At 65.5% G+C, this 18,426-nt stretch carries 13 protein-coding genes; 8 read left to right on the top strand and 5 right to left on the bottom strand.

All coding sequences use genetic code 11. From position 1 onward, the window contains the following. Positions 1-94: 94 nt before the first annotated feature. From HFP89_RS02350 to fusA, 4 genes are all read left to right on the top strand, one after another. Positions 95-553: a GFA family protein gene (locus tag HFP89_RS02350; RefSeq protein ID WP_168716036.1), complete on the top strand. Its 459-nt coding sequence runs from the start codon at positions 95-97 to the stop codon at positions 551-553. An 81-nt stretch (positions 554-634) separates the two neighbouring features. Beyond that, positions 635-2,572: an ExeM/NucH family extracellular endonuclease gene (locus HFP89_RS02355; protein WP_168716037.1), complete on the top strand. Its 1,938-nt coding sequence runs from the start codon at positions 635-637 to the stop codon at positions 2,570-2,572. A 135-nt stretch (positions 2,573-2,707) separates the two neighbouring features. Further along, on the top strand, positions 2,708-2,944 hold the full coding sequence (locus tag HFP89_RS02360; protein WP_168716038.1) for a SlyX family protein: 237 nt from the start codon (positions 2,708-2,710) through the stop codon (positions 2,942-2,944). 531 nt (positions 2,945-3,475) lie between these two features. Further along, entirely contained in the window at positions 3,476-5,566 is a 2,091-nt protein-coding gene (gene fusA, locus HFP89_RS02365; protein WP_168716039.1) for an elongation factor G, read from the top strand. Positions 5,567-5,889: 323 nt separating this feature from the next. On the opposite strand, the gene HFP89_RS02370 is transcribed toward fusA, so the two are convergent. The 4 genes from HFP89_RS02370 to HFP89_RS02385 all read right to left on the bottom strand — a co-directional run bounded on the left by HFP89_RS02370 (position 5,890) and on the right by HFP89_RS02385 (position 12,381). Then, the gene (locus HFP89_RS02370) at positions 5,890-6,381 is read right to left on the bottom strand and encodes a hypothetical protein (RefSeq protein WP_168716040.1); all 492 of its coding nucleotides are present in this window, start codon (positions 6,379-6,381) and stop codon (positions 5,890-5,892) included. Positions 6,382-6,900: 519 nt separating this feature from the next. After that, entirely contained in the window at positions 6,901-7,743 is an 843-nt protein-coding gene (locus HFP89_RS02375) for a hypothetical protein (RefSeq protein WP_168716041.1), read from the bottom strand. Positions 7,744-9,017: 1,274 nt separating this feature from the next. Next, complete coding sequence (locus HFP89_RS02380; RefSeq protein WP_168716042.1) at positions 9,018-9,956, bottom strand: hypothetical protein; 939 nt, start codon at positions 9,954-9,956, stop codon at positions 9,018-9,020. A gap of 55 nt (positions 9,957-10,011) precedes the next feature. Beyond that, the gene (locus HFP89_RS02385) at positions 10,012-12,381 is read right to left on the bottom strand and encodes a TonB-dependent receptor (RefSeq protein ID WP_168716043.1); all 2,370 of its coding nucleotides are present in this window, start codon (positions 12,379-12,381) and stop codon (positions 10,012-10,014) included. A 751-nt stretch (positions 12,382-13,132) separates the two neighbouring features. On the opposite strand from HFP89_RS02385, the gene HFP89_RS02390 reads away from it, so the two are divergent. Then, positions 13,133-13,945 carry an alpha/beta fold hydrolase gene (locus tag HFP89_RS02390; protein WP_168716044.1) on the top strand — a complete coding sequence of 271 codons (813 nt, stop codon included), beginning with the start codon at positions 13,133-13,135 and terminating at the stop codon, positions 13,943-13,945. On the opposite strand, the gene HFP89_RS02395 is transcribed toward HFP89_RS02390, so the two are convergent. After that, positions 13,918-14,808: an alpha/beta hydrolase gene (locus HFP89_RS02395; protein ID WP_206212190.1), complete on the bottom strand. Its 891-nt coding sequence runs from the start codon at positions 14,806-14,808 to the stop codon at positions 13,918-13,920. The genes HFP89_RS02390 and HFP89_RS02395 overlap by 28 nt on opposite strands. 232 nt (positions 14,809-15,040) lie before the next feature. Between HFP89_RS02395 and HFP89_RS02400 the strand changes: the two genes are divergently transcribed. Genes HFP89_RS02400 through HFP89_RS02410 form a run of 3 tightly spaced genes read left to right on the top strand, consistent with a single transcriptional unit; the run spans position 15,041 to position 18,332 of the window. Then, positions 15,041-15,670, top strand: coding sequence for a hypothetical protein (locus HFP89_RS02400; protein ID WP_168716046.1), 630 nt, complete (start codon positions 15,041-15,043; stop codon positions 15,668-15,670). Then, complete coding sequence (locus HFP89_RS02405; protein ID WP_168716047.1) at positions 15,667-16,440, top strand: hypothetical protein; 774 nt, start codon at positions 15,667-15,669, stop codon at positions 16,438-16,440. The genes HFP89_RS02400 and HFP89_RS02405 overlap by 4 nt, the downstream gene beginning before the upstream one ends. Next, positions 16,437-18,332: an OmpA family protein gene (locus HFP89_RS02410; protein ID WP_168716048.1), complete on the top strand. Its 1,896-nt coding sequence runs from the start codon at positions 16,437-16,439 to the stop codon at positions 18,330-18,332. Before HFP89_RS02405 ends, HFP89_RS02410 begins: the two co-directional genes overlap by 4 nt. Positions 18,333-18,426 lie beyond the last annotated feature (94 nt).

Consider the following 18,426-nt stretch of genomic DNA (forward strand, 5'->3'; position numbering starts at 1 on the left):
GTGAACGAAGCGGGCGCCCCCGGGGCGCCCGTTTCCATTTGCCGACGCGTTGATTCAGAGCTACCGTGACCGTCTCTGACCGCCGGAGCACGAGATGAACACGACCGAAGCCCGCTGTCCCTGCGGCAATGCTCGATTGGCGATCCACGCCCCGCCCCGCTTCCGGATGCTGTGCCACTGCACGATCTGCCAGCGCTTCAACCAGGCGCCCTTCGCCGATGTGCTGGTCTACCGCGCGGCCGACGTGCAGCTGCCCGAACCGGGCACGGTCGAGTTCTCGACCTGGAAACCGCCGCCGAACGTCCAGCGCGGGACGTGCCCCGAATGCGGTGCGGCCGCCGTCGAGACCTTCCACGCCTCGCTGCTGCCGAAGCTGACGATGGTGCCGCGGTCCATGCTGCCCGCCGACGCCGACCTTCCGGAGCCGACGGCGCACTTCTTCTACGAGACGCGCGTGGCCGACGCGGACGATGCCCTGCCCCGCCACGAAGGCTTCCTGTCCAGTCAGTGGGCCTTCCTGAAGTACTACCTGCGGTCGCGGCGCAACCGCTGAAGCCTTCGAGACGACATGCGGCACCCCCGCGGCCTTGCTACGATGCAGCTCGAATCGGACCCCTCCTGGAAGACCCCTCGAATGAATGCGCTTCGCCTCTGCCTGCCGCTAGTGCTTCTGGCGCTTGCCGGCTGCGCCGCCCACCCGCCGACCGTTTCGGACCGCTGCGATGCCGACCGGCCGATCACGCCGATCCACCAGGTCCAGGGCAGCGGCACGGTCAGCCCACTTCTCCGAGCCACCGTGCAGGTCGAAGGCATCGTGGTTGGCGATTTCCAGCATCGTTCAGGCGAGGTTGCCGGCGCGCACGGTGATCTCCACGGCTTCGCGGTGCAGGAGCAAGCCAACGACACCGACGCCGACCCGGCCACCAGCGAAGGCATCTTCGTCATGGACGGCACCGCGAGTCCGATCGACCTTGCGCCCGGCGACCGCGTCTGCGTCACCGGCCGGGTCGCCGAGGTGGACGGCGAGACGCGCATCGACGCCACCGCGAACGGCGGCCGCATCGCGGTCCTCGAACGCGGCCTGCCGCTGCCCACGGCGCGAACCGTCGCCCTGCCGGCGTCCGGCGTGATCGTGAACGAGGACGGCTTCCCGATCGGCGACCTCGAGCGCTTCGAAGGCGAACGGGTCCGGATCGACGGCCCCCTGACCGTCACCGACCTGTTCGACCTGGACCGCTACGGCCAGTTCACCGTGTCGTCCGGCGGGCGACTGGTCTCGTTCACCCAGACGAACGCGCCCGATCCGGCCGGCTTCGCCGCGGCCCGCGACAGCGATGCCCGTCGAAGCCTGATCGTGGATGACGGCAGCGACGGAGCATGGCCCGATCCGGTCCCTTATCCGCCGCCTCGCCTCGCGCTGGACAACCTCGTCCGGGCCGGCGACACGGTCGACAACCTGGAAGGCGTGCTGAGCTACCGTCGCGCAGAAGCCGGCAGCGGCGCACTTGACTACCGCCTGATGCCGACCGCGGAACCGCGCTTCCGGGCCGACAACCCGCGCCCCGTACCGCCCGAGGTCGACGGCGAAGTGACCGTCGCGGCCTTCAACGTCGAGTTCTTCTACAACGGCGACGGCGGCGACCCGGCCAGCTTCCCGATCCGCGACGGCCGCGTGACCCATTCCGAATACCTGCGCCAGCGCGCCAAACTGGTCACCGCGCTGGCCGAACTGGACGCCGACATCGTCGGCCTGAACGAGCTGGAAAACGACTACCCCGACGGCGCCCGCAGCGCGGTCGCCGACCTGGTCGACGGGCTGAACGATGCACTGGGCGAAGGCACCTACGCCTGGCTCGATCCGGGGATCGCCTTCGGCACCTCGCCGCTGGTCAACGGCCTGATCTACAAGCCCGCCGCCGTTACCCCGGTCGGCCCGCTGGTCTGGCTGCAATCCGACGCCTTCGCCAACCCGGGCGGCGCCTATCCGTACCCGCTTCACCGCGCGGCCCTGACCCAGACCTTCGACACCGCCGCCGGCGCCTTCACCGTCAGCGTCAACCACCTGAAGTCCAAGGGCTGCCGCCCGGATCCGATCGGCCTGGACAACGACCCGCGCGACGGCGCGTCCTGCTTCAACCATGCCCGCACCGTCGGCGCGCTGGCCCTGCTCGAGTGGTTCGCCACCGACCCGACCGATACGGCCGAGCACCTCGGCGCCTTCGACCCGGATTTCCTGATCATCGGCGACCTGAACGCCCACCCCGCCGAAGACCCGCTGGCCGCGCTGAAGGCCGGGCCGGACGCCGTCCCCGGCAACGCCGACGACTGGGTCGACCTGCTCGCCCCCGACGACTACAGCTATGTCTTCCGCGGCCGCGCCGGCCGCCTCGACCACGCCGTCGCCAGCCCGACGCTGGCGGCCCAGGTCAGCGGCGCCGGCGTCTGGCACATCAACGCCGACGAATCCGACGCCTTCGAGTTCACGGAAGACCACCCGGCCCCGGCCGCGCTGTATGACGTCGACCCGTATCGGTCGAGCGACCATGATGCGGTGGTCGTGGGGCTCGAATGAGTCGGCTTCGGGCCGTCGATGGCCCCGCCGGGCGGTGCCGGCGGGCACGATGCGCCGCGGGGCGGGCACCCCAGCCTGTACGATATCGGCTGACACGGATCGGCGCCCGGCTGCGGCGCGAAGAGAAGTCACGCCATGAGCAGTTCCGACACCCCGGCCGGCGAAGGCCGCGACGACCGCCTGGCCCAGCTGGAATCCAAGCTGACCTTCCTGGAGCACACCGTCGACGTGCTGTCCGGCGAGCTCGAAGCCCAGCAGGGCCACACCCGCCGGCTGCAGAAAACGCTGGAGGGTCTGCGGGAGCAGCTCGGCAGCCTGCAGCGCGACACCGGCATCAGCGACCAGCCGGACGAGCCACCGCCCCACTACTGACCCGGATTTCCCCTGGAAGCCCTCGATGTCAGTGAGTTTCGGCACCCTGATCGGCCAGCTGCTGGTCGCCGCGCTGGTCGTCTACGTGCTCTTCGCCGTCCTCCGGTGGATCGGTCGGTGGATCGGTCAGCGGAACCGCTGATCCGGAGCTCGACGAGCGAAGAGCGGACGAAACGGCTCGGCCCCGGGTCCCGGGCCCATTGGAACCAGCGATGCCGGAACCGGAATCCCGCCGCGCTGGTCCGAAGCTTCGGAAAACGCCGATTTTCAACAACTTCCGGCCAAGGATTCACGTAACCTTCGCAAAAAAACTCCGTTGTTTTTTCCGCGGACGCCCCGATTTCGTGTATAAAGCACGGCTGAATTTGCAGTTCCGACGGCGCCACCTCGCGGTGAGCGTCGTTTTCGCGCATTTCACGGTTCAAGCAAGGCGCATTTTCACGCCCCGTCGCCAGCGTCAAGGCGGGTTCGGGCGACCTTGCCACGCACCGAGGCCAAACCAACGAACGCATCCTTTGGACGGACAGAATCATGAGTGAGCTCTCCCACTACCGCAACATCGGCATCTTCGCGCACGTCGACGCCGGCAAGACCACGACGACCGAGCGCGTCCTGAAGCTGACCGGCAAGATCCATCGCACCGGTGAGGTGCACGACGGTGCGGCCACGACCGATTTCATGGACCAGGAGAAGGAGCGCGGCATCACGATCCAGTCCGCTGCAACCACCTGCTTCTGGAAGGATCACCGCCTGAACATCATCGACACCCCGGGCCACGTCGACTTCACCGTCGAGGTCTACCGCTCGCTGAAGGTGCTCGACGGCGGCATCGGCGTGTTCTGCGGTTCCGGCGGCGTCGAGCCGCAGTCCGAGACCAACTGGCGCTATGCCAACGATTCGGAAGTCTCGCGGATCATCTTCGTCAACAAGCTCGACCGCATCGGCGCCGACTTCTACCGGGTCGTCAAGCAGGTCAAGAACGTGCTCGGCGCCAAGCCGCTGGTGATGGTGCTGCCGATCGGCACCGAGAGCGAGTTCAAGGGCGTGGTCGACCTGCTGACCCGCAAGGCCTGGATCTGGGACGACACGGGCCTGCCCGAGAATTACGAGATCACCGATGTCCCGGCCGACATGGTCGACGATGTCGAGACCTACCGCCAGGAGCTCATCGAGACCGCCGTCGAGATGGACGACGACCTGATGATGCAGTACATGGAAGGCGAAGAGCCGGCCATCGACGACCTCAAGCGCTGCATCCGCGAAGGCACGCGCAAGCTCGAGTTCTTCCCGACCTACTGCGGCTCGGCGTTCAAGAACAAGGGCATGCAGCTGATCCTGGATGCCGTCGTCGACTACCTGCCCAGCCCCACGGAAGTCGACCCCCAGGACCTGACCGACGAGGAAGGCAACCCGACCGGCGAACACGCGGTCGTGTCGGCCGACGAGCCGTTCCGCGCGCTGGCGTTCAAGATCATGGACGACCGTTTCGGTGCACTGACCTTCGTTCGCGTCTACTCCGGCACGATCAAGAAGGGCGACACCATCCTGAACTCGGCGACCGGCAAGACCGAGCGCGTCGGCCGCATGGTGGAAATGCACGCCAACGACCGCAACGAGATCGACCGCGCCCAGGCCGGCGACATCTTCGCCTGTGTGGGCCTGAAGAACATCCAGACCGGACACACGCTGTGCGATCCGAAGCACCCCTGCACGCTGGAGGCCATGGTCTTCCCCGAGCCGGTGATCTCGATCGCCGTGGCGCCGAAGGACAAGGCCGGCAGCGAGAAGATGGGTGTGGCCATCGGCAAGATGATCGCCGAGGACCCGTCGTTCCGCGTCGAGACCGACGAGGACTCCGGCGAGACCATCCTGAAGGGCATGGGCGAGCTGCACCTCGACGTCAAGGTCGACATCCTGAAGCGCACCTACGGCGTGGAGCTGATCGTCGGTGAGCCGCAGGTGGCCTACCGCGAAACGATCACCAGGCCGGTCGAAGACAGCTACACCCACAAGAAACAGTCGGGTGGTTCGGGCCAGTTCGGCAAGATCGACTACCGCATTCGTCCGGGCGAGCCGGGCACCGGCTTCAAGTTCGAGTCCACGGTGGTCGGCGGCAACGTGCCGAAGGAATTCTTCCCGGCCATCGAGAAGGGCTTCGCCACCATGATGCAGGAAGGTCCGCTGGCCGGCTTCCCGGTGCTGGACGTCGAAGTCGAGCTGTTCGACGGCGCCTTCCACGCGGTCGACTCCTCGGCCATTGCGTTCGAGCTGGCCGCCAAGGGCGCGTTTCGCCAGTCCATGGTCAAGGCCGGCCCGCAGCTGATCGAGCCGATCATGAAGGTCGACGTGTTCACGCCGGAGGACAATATCGGTGACGTCATCGGCGACCTGAACCGCCGCCGCGCGATGATCAAGGACCAGGAGCCCGGCCCGACCGGAATCCGCATCAAGGCCGAAGCCCCGCTGTCGGAGATGTTCGGCTACATCGGCCACCTGCGCACCATCACCTCGGGCCGTGGCCAGTTCTCGATGGAGTTCTCCCACTACCTGCCGTGCCCGAACCAGATCGCCGAGAAGGTGATCGAAGCGCAGAAGGAACGCAACGCGGCCAAGGCCGGCTGAGCGTCGTTCAAGGCAGTACCCAGGAGGCCCCGGCGGCGAGTACTGCCGGGGCCTTTTTTCTATCCGCGCGCGCGGTACCGTTCCCGAAATCCCCGGAGCCGCGATCGCTTCGTGGACCCGCGGACCCGGATGGGTGGCCGAAGTCGACACAAGGGCCAGCCGAACCCGTTCTCGAGGCAACGCGCAATCTGGCGTTGCCCGGTCGTGGCGATCGCCACGGTCACTCGTTCCGCCTCGCACGATCTGCGGCGTTCACGACCGAAACGCGCTCGGCGACGACGTTGTTCAGCCGTCCCCCAGGTTCCCCCGCAACATCGTCAGGCTCACCGGAGCCCGCCGGACAGCCCATCCGTCAAGCCGAGCGCGGCAACGAACACCCCGAGGGCCAGCCCCACGGGCAGGCCGAAGCGCCGAACGCGAGACGTCGTTGGCCCGTTTCCCGGTCGACGGGCCGGGCGGATTCCACTCGGGAACAATTTCTCACCGAGCCATTCGTGCACGTTCACGATCAGGAACAGGGCAGCGAGCAACACGACAAGATTCAACACCGCGACCCAGGCGCCCGAAGCCACCAGCTGAATCAATCCGTTGAGGGCCACGCCCAGAAAAACACCGATCACGAAGTTCAAGACCGCAAGGATCCAGTCCAGGGCCAGCGGGAACAGCGCAGTGGGGCGCGGCTCGCGAACGCCGCCCTCCGACGCCTCGCGCTTGCCCTCCGATTGGACGCGCAACCACACGACAGCCGCCAGGACGACGCAAACGAAGGTCGAGGCGATGATCAGATCCGCTGGACCGAACAGGTTGTCGAACATCGGCTCGATCGCTGTTGAAGTTCAACGTCTTAGCTAAGCGGCGCGCGCAGCGCGTCCGATGGAGGCCCGTAGGGCCGGAAGGTCTTGAGCGGTTTGTTATGTTGGCTTTGCATTTACCTTACTAATGGCGCTGCCCGCCAGGATCGCCGAATGCCAACTTAAAGCCAAAGTCCACAACAAAACTTACGGGGATTGGCCACCAAACAAATGCCCAAATTGCATATCCATTCAGTAACAAGGAGCAGGCAGAGGCAAATTTTACGGCAGGACTCGGAGAGCCGAGCCCACCAATCGCCAACAGCGCAAGAAGGCCCGCTATGGGATAAATTAAATAGTGTATGTATTCCATATCTCTACAACTGGGGGTTTTACCGCCTAAGTTTTTCGATCACGAATGATGCTAGGGAAGAAGAAATTACATTGTGTTTGGCAACATAACGTTTGGGTTAACCGGCGCCGCCACCGGACTCCCCCGGCTTCGCCGCCGCGGAGCTATCCGGCGTCCGGTTGAACCCTTTGTTATGATTCTCCTTGCTTAGCCAGCGCCCGGAGCCAATTAAGGCCCTCTGCGGTTAATCCATCACTGAAGTAGCCCTCAGCCTCAAGATCATCCAGATACGGGCGGGGCAGCTCGTTAGAAAGATCATTAAACCTCCTCTTAAGGATTTGGCGTGGTGCTTTAGTGACTACATGTTCCCCAAGCCTCGGGATAACATAGCCTTTCGTGTACATGGCTAGCCCTCCCTGAGATTCATGATCGGTCGGTTGACGTCTGCGTAGCCGTTCCATAAACAGCCGTTTATTCATTTTGTTGAGTTGTTCGTGCGCGTTTTCTAACTCCTGCTCCTTTTCGGACAGCTCACTCAATACGCGATCCTTCTCCTCTCGCTCCAATTCCGAACGTTCAACGAGTGACCGAATAACTTGGTTCCTTTCTTCTAGTAATTCGCGAATCTCCTCCTTTTCAGCTTCGACTTTTTTCTTAGTTTCCTCAATGTCTGAACTTTGAGAGCCTGGGGTGTTTTGAAGATAATCACGCATGGCCGTATAGCCCTCATCGATATGACGTAGCTTTTCGCCAAAACCACTTTCAATCTTCACTAAAAGCTGGGCAATTTCACGTGTGAATTTATGCGTATTGTCATAAAAGGCATTGCTCGCCTGAGTGGCCTTAAAGTAAAACAATGAGGCTAAACCAACGGAAAACAACGCGAGCAATAAGGATAGGAGAACCGGAAAGTCAACGGTAAGCTCAATCGGCGTTTCCCACATTTTATATGCGAGAACTCCTACCAGAACTAGCACTGATAAGGCCTTCACAATTTCCCAGGGATGGTAAAACGGCCGTTCTGGCTGTTGCATTAGACTTCTCCTTCAAATCATAACGTCTTAGCTAAGCGGCGCGCCACTGGCGCGTCCGGTGGAGCGCGAAGCGCGGAACAAACTTGAGCGATTTGTTATGAGAACACACCCTATTTCTTCTTCCCTAGCGAAGGGAGGCCGCCGGAGTATGGCTTGAAGGCATTTCCCTTATAAATTGAGCTCTTGCTTCGGATGGCGGATGATGCGTCTCCGAACTTAGGCAACTTCTTACTCCCGACTTTGACCATATGCTTCAAAACCCATACCGCTGTTGTACTTTTCTCCAGCTCAGCTCGAAGCTCCTTCTCAGCAACAGCATCACCGGATGTGGCCCGGCGCACGAGGGAGCGAATCTTTCGCTTGTACTCTTGATTCGGGTTTCCCCGCTTGTTGCCACGCCTGCTTCTCCTTGTCTTAGACTTTTTGTTTCTCATAACGTCTGAGCTAAGCGGCGCGGCTTTAGCCGCGTCCGGTGGAGGCCCGTTAGGGCCGGAACGTACTTGAGCGATTTGTTATATGAAGCGCCTCTAGCAGCTCTTTGGCCAGAACGATGGGCTGCGTCTCACAAGAATCGAGCCCTTCAGTCTCCTCACACACCTCACTTTCCTCAGGGCCAAAGTCAAGCTCGGTGGGGGCTATGCCGAATTCATGGAACAGTAGATCTAATTGCTCTGCATAGAACCCGGGCTTTCCATTCTCAGTCGTTACGGCCTCGATCCAGCGATGGGGCATCCCTTCGGCTTTGAAAACTAGAAATTCTGCGTTCTGAAACAAGTTCAGGTCCGGCTCACACCATTCTCCAACTCGAAAGCCAAACCCATAGTCTTCTCCCTCCGGGAGCCTAAATGATTCCAGAACGCTAAACGTGGCGGTCCCGCAGCCACAGTGATTGGAGATAACGACTACGCCTTCCGGGGCGACTGGCTCAGGGCAACCTGGGCGATCCCGTGGGATTAGTACAAGCTCTTGAAGAGATCCCAAAAAAGCGAACTCGGACGGCGTCTCTGCCTGGGCCTGAGGCGAGCTAAGGAGGAATGCCATTAATAGCGCTTTCTTCATATAACTACAAAATATGTGGCGTAAGTGCTGTGTAGCGAGTAGGCGTGCAGAAATGCGCGTTAGTACGCGTGTTTCCGCAGTCAAGAATGGCCAAGCCTCTGATTTCCAACGCCCTGCCCCACAGTTCGTTCGTGGATATCCTGCACGAACGCCGTGTAGCGCGCAAGTTGTGTCGTCGAACCCGTCGCGTGGCGCGACGGGCAGCGACCGGTCGATCAGCTCGCCCTGGCCGCCTGCGGCGCGCGGCACAGGCCGTAGACGCAGCCGGCGAAGACCAGGGCCATGGTCGAGGCGGCGACCGGGTACTGCAGCGGCATGATCCAGAAGGCCGGGAACAGGCCGGAGAGCGTCGAGCCGTCGATGAGGATGGACAGCAGGTAGGCCGTCGGGATGGCGTAGCGCACGGACAGGCCCGGTGACGGAATCCGCAGGTGGCGCGAAACCAGGTAGACCGCCCAGATGCCGATCACCGCCAGCGAGGCCAGGTACACGTTCTGGCTGGCGCCGAGCAGGCGCGGGTCGTAGAGCGAGATGTTGAGCAGGTACACGAACCAGATCACGAAGATCGTTTCCGTGGCCGCGACGCGGGCCGGGTCGCTCTTGTGGGCATTGCCCCGGGTGGCCGGGGCCTGAAGGCGAAACACGCGGCGGATCCACTGCATCATCCGGCAGCGGCTGTCCTTGTTGGCCACGCCGAGGATGGTCAGCGGCAGGAAGATGCAGACGCTGGCCTGGATCAGCAGGAACGAACCCGGCAGCGCCGGCTGGCCGTCGACCATCAGCGGATCGATGCCCAGCCAGACCGAAAAATACCGCCAGGTCCATTCGAAGAAGCCCATCCACAGCAGCGCTCCACCGGCGTAGCCGAGGATGCTGGCGGCCGGGTCCTCGACCTTCAACCCTTTCCAGATCAAGGCGGTGCCGAGGCCGGCCAGCGCGAACGAGGCCAGGCTGTCGGTCCAGAACGCACCGCCGAACCAGGCGCGCTGCAGGCCCATGGTGGTGTTGGCCAACGCGATGCCGGCAATCACCAGCCCCAGCGACAGTGCCCCGACGGCGACCGGCGGCCAGCGGCCGGCCGAGGCGGCCGGCACTGCATGATCCCGGGCGGACGGGCCGCCCGGCGGGCGGCTCCTGACGGTGTCCGTACTCATCCCTGTACTCCCTGCCGTGCGGCTCTACACGGCCCTCTCTCGGTGGTTCTCCGCGTCAGAACGTATACGCGGCACGTACTCCGAAGGTCCGCGGCGACGGCAGGTAGTACTGCGCGCTGTCCGGCAGCACGAAGGTCGGCCCCTGGATCGAGAAGTTCCTCAGGTCGCCGCCGGTGTTGAAGCCGTCGCGGATCGTATCGTCGTCGAACAGGTTATCAACATAGGCGACCACCTGCCAGTTCCGCCCGTTCAGGCCCACCCGCAGGTCGGTCAGCCAGTAGCTGTCGAACTGCAGCAGGTTGTTCGGGTTGGAGAAGCGCTCGCCGCGGTAGCTGGCCTGCAGGTCGACGAACCAGTCGAAGTCGGCCGTTACCGCCGAGCTGTAGCGCGCGTTGCCGACGAAGGAATGCTTCGGCACCCGCTCCAGCTCGTTGCCGGAGAAATCGACCCGGCAGGTGGTCTGGTCGGCCGTGGTGGTGACCAGCTCGCAGCCGCCGGAATAGGCGATCACCCCGGGACTGCGGGTCAGCTGGGTGAAGTCCTTGTACTCCGACTCGAGGTACGTGTAGCCGGCCTGCAGGCGCAGGGCGTCGATCGGGAACCAGGTCACGTCGATCTCGGCGCCGTAGATCTCGGCGTCGGCGTTGCGGATGCGCGACTGCAGGAAGCCGGCGTCGTCGACGATCTGGCTGGTCACCTGCTTGTCGGTGAAATCCTGGTAGAACAGCGCGTAGTTCACGCGCATGCGCCGGTCGAGAAAGTCCATCTTCGAGCCGACTTCGTAGACCACGACCTTCTCCTGTTCGAAGCGCAGCTGCTCGGGGAAGAACGTGCCGCCGCCGCCGTTGACCGAGCCGATGCCGGCCGGCTTGATGCCCTGGGCGATCGAGGCGTAGCCCATCATCCGGTCGCTGGCCAGGAACTGGACGCCGATCTTCGGCGTGAAGTAGCTGTCGCTTTCCGAGGCCGTCACCAGCCCGGCCGGCGCCGGGAAGCCGGCACCGCCGAGGAACGGCAGCGGCGAGACGATCGAGTTGTCCAGGTCCGGGCCGCCGGCGGTCAGGTCCTCGTCCACGTACCGGCCTTCGAAGGTGGCGTTCCACTGGTCGGTGATGTTCCAGGTGATCGTGCCGTAGGCCGACAGGTGCTCGATGTCGCGGGTCCAGAGGTCCGGGTTGCGCGGCAGCGTGGTGCCGATCGGCGCGACGATGGTGCTGCACGGCGTGGCGCCCTCGGCCGGGACGAACGGCGGGGCGTAGGTCAGGCAGGTCACGCCGCCGTTGAGCACGTGGCGCTGCTCTTCCCAGTATTCGGCGCCGACGGTCCAGGTGAAGGCCCCGCCGGTGCCGGACTGCAGGCGGAATTCCTGACTGAACAGCTCGACGTCGTTGTCGATCCAGATCTCGCCGAAGGCCGGCAGCTCGCGGGCGTCGCCGTAGTTGTTGAAGTCCTGCTGCTGCAGGCTGTCGGCGCGGGCCACGTGGGTCAGCGAGACGAAGCGCGACGGGGCGATGCCCTGCCCGCTGCCGAACTCGCGGGTGATGTCGAGCGTGCCGCGGAAGACGTCCTTCTCGGCGCCGGCGTAGTCCTGGCCGGGCGTGCGCGGATCGGGGCTGTTGCCGATCTGCGACTCGTCCCAGTTCGATGGCGGCATGCCGCGGATGCCGCGGATCTCGGTCACGCCCGGAAACACCACCGGGCCGAGCGCCGCGGTCGGCATCGGGAACACGGCGTTCGGTTCGGGATGGATCTGCGGCGCGATGCCCAGCTCCGAGTCCTCCAGCGACAGGCGGGCGCGGATGTCCCAGCCGGGGCCCGGCGTCCAGCGCAGCGTGCTGGCCAGGCTGGTGCCGCTGCGGCCGCCGAGGTCGTCGCCGGTGAACGGGCTCTCGTAGAAACCGTCGTGGTTCCAGTTCGCCACGCTGACGCCCGCGCTCAGCGTGTCCGGAATGATCGGTCCGGAGAAGCGGCCGCGGAACATCCGCTGGCCGTACTGGCCCAGGTCCGTTTCGATGGCGCCCCGGAACTCGTTGTCCGGCGCGCGGGTGGTGTAGCTGATCGCGCCGGCGAAGGCCGAGCGACCGTACAGCGCGTTCTGCGGGCCCTTGATGATCTCGACGCGCTCGATGTCGAACAGCTGCGGGTCGATCAGCAGCGAGCCGCCGGAGGTGATCATTGCCTCGGTCGTGATATCGACGCCGTCGAGCAGGATCGCCATGCTCGGGCGGCCGCGCGTCGGCGTGATGCCGCGAACGGTGAGCTTGAGGTCCTGCGGCAGCGAGCCCTGCTCGAGGAAGACGCTGGGATCCTGGCGGGTGACGTCATCGAGGTCGTAGATGCCCCGCTCGAACAACGCGGCGGAGTCCAGCACATTCAACGCGACCGGAACCCGCTGGGACGGCTCGTCGCGCTTTCGCGTGAACACGATCACATCGTCGAGCGCGACGGCGGACTCGGATCGTTCGCTGGATTCGGTGCCGGAGGGGTCCGACGGCGGGCCCAACTGGTTGGCGTGGGCCGGAAGAGAAGCGGAAATCGCGAGGGCGAGACAGGACAGGAGAAGCTTGGGGTTGGTGGCTGTTGCTGTTGCTGTTGCTGTTGGTTTGGCTCTTGCTCTTGCTCTTGCTCTTGATGTTGCGGCTGGCGTTGTCGTTTTTTCTTGTCGTGGATTCTGCGAGGCGTTTTGTCGTTGCATCTGGTCTACCCGTTCAAACGTTATCGTTGTATGCCCGCCGGGTCCGGTCGAGCGTTCGTCCCGATCCGGCGACGCATCGGGCCGATCGAGCGCGTGAACGATGTAACGACAACTGTGAATTTCCAGTGAACACTTCTGGAGAGGGCGCGCCAGTTGTTCGATTCGATCTATCGAATGTACGAACATACGCCACAAGCGCCTCGCGCAGGCTCGATGGACACCTTCACCGACGCGCTCACGGGCCCCCCGGAACGGGCACCGTTCTTGCGCTGACCGAATTCGGACACCACGTAGAGGCTCGGAAGCGGGCGATGGGTAGTTGCCGAACAGAACCTCGAACGCTCGGTTAACGAAGACAGGTCCGAGCCTGGACTTCCGACTCGCCTCGCCACCCTGCCCGCGCTCGAGGCCCATCGGCACCGCCTTCGAGCCGGCCGAACGGGTATCGTAGGCAGCACACCCGCCCGACCGAAGTGCCGCCATGCCCCGCCGGACCCTGAACGATGCCCAGCTCAATGTCGTTGCATCCGGCAGCGGCCCGGACACGCTGGTCCTGCTCCACGGCCTGCTGTTCTCGCACCGGATGTTCGATGCCCAGGTCGAGGCGCTGAAGAGCCGCTTCCGCTGCGTTCGCATGGATTTCCGCGGTCAGGGCGACAGCGAAGTCACCGACACCGGATACGACCTCGACACGCTGGCCGACGACGTGATCGCGCTGATCGAATCGATCGAGGCGCATCGGGTCCACCTGCTCGGCTTCTCGATGGGCGGCATGGTGGCCCAGCGCGTCGCACTGAAACGGCCCGAGCTGCTCGACAGCCTGGTGCTGATGAATACCTCGGCGGAACCGGAGAAGTGGTCCAAGCGGCCGCGCTTCGCGCTGCTCAATCTCGCCGCCAGGTTGCTGGGGCTGGCCAGGGTCGCGCCGAGAATCCTGCCGCTGCTGTTTTCCGACCGCTTCATCGACGACCCCGCCTGTGCGAGCGAGCGCGAACGCTGGCTGGCCATGGTCACGGCCAATGACCGGATCGGCGCAACGCGCGCGGTGCGCGGCGTGGTCTCGCGGAAGTCCATTCTCGACCGCATCGACCAGATCCGCCTGCCGACGCTGATCCTCACCGCCGACCACGACCGCGCGACGTCACCGCAGAAGGCAGACAACATGCACGCGCGGATTCCCGATTCGACGCTGGTGACGATCGGGGATGCCGGGCATATGACCCCGGCCGAGAAACCGGCCGAGGTCAACCGGGCGCTGTTGGACTTCTACGATCCATCCGCCGCGACGGACTGAATGAAGCGGCGGTAGGCCGACGCGACCGCATCCGGCGCCTCGACCTGCGGATAGTGGCCGACGTCGGCCAGTTCTTCGATGAAGCCGTCGTTGCCGACCACTTCGCGATAGCGATCGACCAGGTGCCGGCCTGACACCGGGTCCAGCACCCCGTTCACCAGCCCGATCGGGACCTTCGCGGCCTGCAGTGCGCCGGTCCAGCGGGCGCGGTTCTGCCTGCGTTCCCGCATGTAGCCGAGCAGCGCCGGGACGACGCGCCGGCCGTCGTTGGCGTCGATCAGGGCCCAGAAGGCGTCGAGCTCGGCCTCCGACGGCTGCGACTGCGGCCCGAACACCGCCGAGAACGATTTCGCGAAGCGCTTGCGCGACATGGTCCGGGCCAGCAGCGGACCGAGCGGGCCGCACAGCAGTCTCTGGATCAGCCGCGGTCGATGCGACTCGGGGAACAGGCCGCCGTTGAGGAAGCACACCGACAGCAGGCCCCAGGCGCCGGTGCCCTGGTTGCGGCGGGCAAGCAGCTCCTGTGCAACGGTATCGCCGTAGTCGTGCGCCAGCACGTGGAAGTGCACGACGCCGAGACGCTCGAGCAGGTCTTCGAGGCGATCGGCCTGGTCGGCGATCGAATAGTCGTGGCCGGCCGGCTTGGCGCTGAAGCCGAAGCCGAGCAGGTCCGGGGCGATCAAGCGATGGTCGGCGACCAGGTCGCGCCAGAGCCACGACCAGTCCCACGAGGCGGTCGGAAAACCGTGCAGCAGCAGCACCGGCACCCCTTCGCCGTGGTCACGGAAGAACAGTGCGTGACCGAGAATCGGCTCGACGCGCCCGGCGTCGCGCCAGGTCTGTAGTGGTATCGGGATATCCAAGCTGCGCCCTCCAGCACATCGTTCAGGCAAGCAGGTAGAGGATGCCATGCGCGGGGCTGGTGTGGGTTGCGTCGAAGGGCCGGCAGGCCGGAGTCGGATGGCTGCGCTTCCGGTGGCGGCATTTCGGTGCGGTTCCCGATTGGTGAGGCAGGACGGATCGTCGCGCGGAGCGCGGTCGAGCGTCCGACTCGGACCATCCTGGGCCCGTCGCTCACCGACCAGTGGAACCCGCATGATGCCAGCCATCGAATCGATCATCGAAGTCACCGCGCCGGTGCGTGCCGGGTCGCGCCGGCATCGGGCCCGGCGCTGGGTCGCCGGCCTGCTCGCGCTCGGGATGCTCGGGGCCGTCGCGCCGGTCCTGGCCGAGGACCCCGGCTATCGCCTGGTGCCCGACCGCGTTCCGGACATCCCCCACGGCAAGGCCTCGATCATCCGGGGCGACGCCGGACCCGAAGGCGATCGGATGTACATCGAACACCTGAGCATGCTGCAGCCGGTCTCGGTGGTGCTGATGGCGCGCGAATTGTCGCGCCCGCTGAACCTGAACCTGTCGAAGTACCGCTACGACGAATCCGACCGAGCCGGCGACACCGGGCGGGACGGCGCGGTCGCGTTTCATTTCCGGACCCAGGGCGAGCTCAAGATCCACGTCTCGCCGGCCCGACCCGAGGCCGGACCGGCGCCCTACTACCTGGTTGCCTGGGTGGGCGACGAGTACGACCCGGAGCTGGCCCCACCGGTGGTGCTGGCCGGACAGGCCGGTGGTCACGGTCTGCCCTGGCGGTGGCTGTTGCCGGGCGGCGCGGTGCTGGCCGTGCTGGCCTTCACGTTCCTGGCCGGAAGGAGATCGATGCGATGAACGCTGCGCGAACAACGGCGGCGGTCGCGATCCGCCTGCAACGCCAGACCGCGATCACCCTCGGGCTCGCTGTCCTTGTGCTGATCAGCGCACTCGGCGCCGACGGCGCCCGGGCCGTCGAGCCGCTGGGCAGCCTGGGCGCAATGCGAGCGCTGCCCGAGCTCGAGGCGCGGGAGCAGGAACGCAGCGCCGAGCGCCGGCAGATCGATGCCGCCCGCCGCGGCGGCCTGGACCGCGGGCTGAGCATGCTCGGGCAGGGAATGAGCCGGTTCAACAGCTTCCGCGAATTCGCCGACTCGTCGCAGGCGCTCGATCCCGGCGATCTGGAGTTCGACCCGGACTACGAACCACCGGGCGCCCCCAGTCTGCCGGTGCACTGCGACGTGTCCGGCGGCGACCGCTGCCGCCAGTGCTACGACAGCGCCTATCGGAAGATCAATTTCGTGCGCCACTACCTGGAAAAACTGCGCGGCATCTACGGCGCGACCAGGACCTACAGCGAACGGGCGATCGCCTTCGGTGATTCCATGTCCGGCCTGCACGGCGGCTTCGGACTGGCCTGGCCGCCGGAGCGCAAGGGCATCCAGGACGCCATGAAGAGTCTCGACCGGACCTACGACGAGAAATACCGGGACTACATGCGCGAACTGCTCGAGGGTCTGCAGGAGCTCGCCCAGTGCGAAAAGCAGTACTTCGGCGAGGACGACTGGTACAGCCGGTTCGGCTTCATCTACTACACCTACATGCAGGACCGGTACCGGCGCTCATGATCCGCACCCACTCACCACGCCCCCCCGCCGCCCGGATGGTCGCGCTTGCCGTGCTGTTCGCGGCCGCCGCCACCACGGCGGCGGCCGACATCGAAAAGCGCCGGCTGGGTCCGAATGTCAACACGCCCTACGCCGAACTGCTGCCCATCGCCTCGGCCGACGGCAACACCCTGTACCTGACCCGGGCCGGTTATCCCGACCCCGGATTCCGCCGCCTGATCGAGCAGCAGTACGACGAGCACGTAAGCGACTGCCGGCAGCTCGGCCCCGCCATGGCGACGCTGGCCGAGCGCGAGGGACACACGTTCAGCCCCGAGGAACAGGCCCTGATCGACCGCCTGTCCGGCGACTGCGACCGCATGGCGCGCATCCGCGACGAGGAACTGGCGCGCTTCGACCGCGGCCAGCATCCGCAGCAGGTCTACGTGACCCAGCGCCGGCCGGACGGCTCGTGGGGACCGACTCGCCGCCTGCCCGCGCCGCTGAACGACCCCACGCCGTCGAACCTCGGCAACGTGGCGATCAGCTCGGCCGCGCCCGACCGCAACACGCTGCTGGTCATCGGTGCCCTGATGTTCGGCGAGCAGCGCACCGACGGCTGCGTCGACTTCGCCGCGGTGATCGGCATGGGCGACCGGCACTGCCTGTCGATCGCCATCGCGCGGCGCGACGGCGAGAGCTGGACCCGCTCCGACCGCCTGCGGACCGAGCCCTTCGACCCGCCGCTGTCGGTCAACGGCGCGGCCCTGGCGCCGGACGGCCGGACCGTGGTATTCACCGGCAGGACGCCCGGCCGACACATCGACAACCATTCGTCGCTGTACCTGACCCGCTGGAACGAAGACACCGGACTGTGGTCCGCGCCACGCCGACTGGACGCGCTCAACGGCCCGTTCGAGAACGTTTCACCGTTCATCGGCCCGGACGGCGTTTCGCTGTACTTCGCCAGCAGCCGCCCCGGCGGCCAGGGCGGGCTGGACATCTGGGTTTCGCGGCGCAGCGACGAGCGCTGGCTGGACTGGAGCGCGCCGGTCAACCTCGGGCCGTCGATCAACACTCCGCAGAACGACTCCAGCCTGTCGGTGGATGCCAGCGGCGGCTTTGCGTTCATGGCCTCCGGCGAAGGCGCGCAGCAGGACATCTACGAGTTCGGCCTGCCGCCGGACCTTCGCCCCGCGCCGACGGCCGTGGTCGGCGGCCAGGTCCTGCGAGGTGGCGCACTGCTCTTCAACGACGAGAACGCCGGCGGCGAGATCGTCGATTTCGAGCTCGGCCGAGGGCGCTTCGCAGGCGCCGGAGACGGCGCGGCCGACGGCATGGACGAGCAGACCGTGGTGTTCATGCGGCTGGCCGACGGCCGGGTGGCCGGCAGCGCCGGCATCGACCCGGCCAGCGGCGCCTACTCCACCTCGCTGCCGGTGAACGCGAGCTATGCGGTCTACGTCAACGCACGCGGCTTCGCCGGCATCGGCGAAGTCGTCGATCTGTCCGGCACCCGTCCCGGCGCGCGCATCGAACAGGATCTGACGGTGCAACCCCTGGCACCCGGCGAGGTGATTCGACTGAACAACGTGTTCTTCGAAACCGACAGCGCCGAACTGCTGGAGGAATCGCGCGCGGAACTGGATCGGCTGGTCCTGTTGCTGGAGCGCCATCCGACCCTGCGGATCGAGATCGCCGGCCACACCGATTCGCGCTCCTCGGACGACTACAACCTGCGTCTGTCCGACGACCGAGCCGGCGCGGTGCGCGGCTACCTCGAAGACGCCGATATCGAACCGGCGCGGCTGCAGTCGCGCGGGTACGGCGAAGGCCTGCCGATCGCCGACAACGACACCGAGGAAGGCCGGGCACTGAACCGACGCGTCGAGTTCCGGATACTGGCCCACTAGCGTACCCACCACTCATTGTGTGACGTATCGCGTGCGCCTGAATCGACAGGGCAAGGCGCGGCCCGCAGTGAATGGCCCGCCCTTGTCAAGGCAC

It is taken from the genome of Wenzhouxiangella sp. XN79A (assembly GCF_012272825.1).
Lineage (GTDB): Bacteria > Pseudomonadota > Gammaproteobacteria > Xanthomonadales > Wenzhouxiangellaceae.

Coding starts and splice junctions, on each gene's coding strand:
- HFP89_RS02350 (WP_168716036.1), top strand. CDS start 95: ATGAACACGACCGAAGCCCGCTGTCCCTGCGGCAATGCTCGATTGGCG.
- HFP89_RS02355 (WP_168716037.1), top strand. CDS start 635: ATGAATGCGCTTCGCCTCTGCCTGCCGCTAGTGCTTCTGGCGCTTGCC.
- HFP89_RS02360 (WP_168716038.1), top strand. CDS start 2,708: ATGAGCAGTTCCGACACCCCGGCCGGCGAAGGCCGCGACGACCGCCTG.
- fusA (WP_168716039.1), top strand. CDS start 3,476: ATGAGTGAGCTCTCCCACTACCGCAACATCGGCATCTTCGCGCACGTC.
- HFP89_RS02370 (WP_168716040.1), bottom strand. CDS start 6,381: ATGTTCGACAACCTGTTCGGTCCAGCGGATCTGATCATCGCCTCGACC.
- HFP89_RS02375 (WP_168716041.1), bottom strand. CDS start 7,743: ATGCAACAGCCAGAACGGCCGTTTTACCATCCCTGGGAAATTGTGAAG.
- HFP89_RS02380 (WP_168716042.1), bottom strand. CDS start 9,956: ATGAGTACGGACACCGTCAGGAGCCGCCCGCCGGGCGGCCCGTCCGCC.
- HFP89_RS02390 (WP_168716044.1), top strand. CDS start 13,133: ATGCCCCGCCGGACCCTGAACGATGCCCAGCTCAATGTCGTTGCATCC.
- HFP89_RS02400 (WP_168716046.1), top strand. CDS start 15,041: ATGATGCCAGCCATCGAATCGATCATCGAAGTCACCGCGCCGGTGCGT.
- HFP89_RS02405 (WP_168716047.1), top strand. CDS start 15,667: ATGAACGCTGCGCGAACAACGGCGGCGGTCGCGATCCGCCTGCAACGC.
- HFP89_RS02410 (WP_168716048.1), top strand. CDS start 16,437: ATGATCCGCACCCACTCACCACGCCCCCCCGCCGCCCGGATGGTCGCG.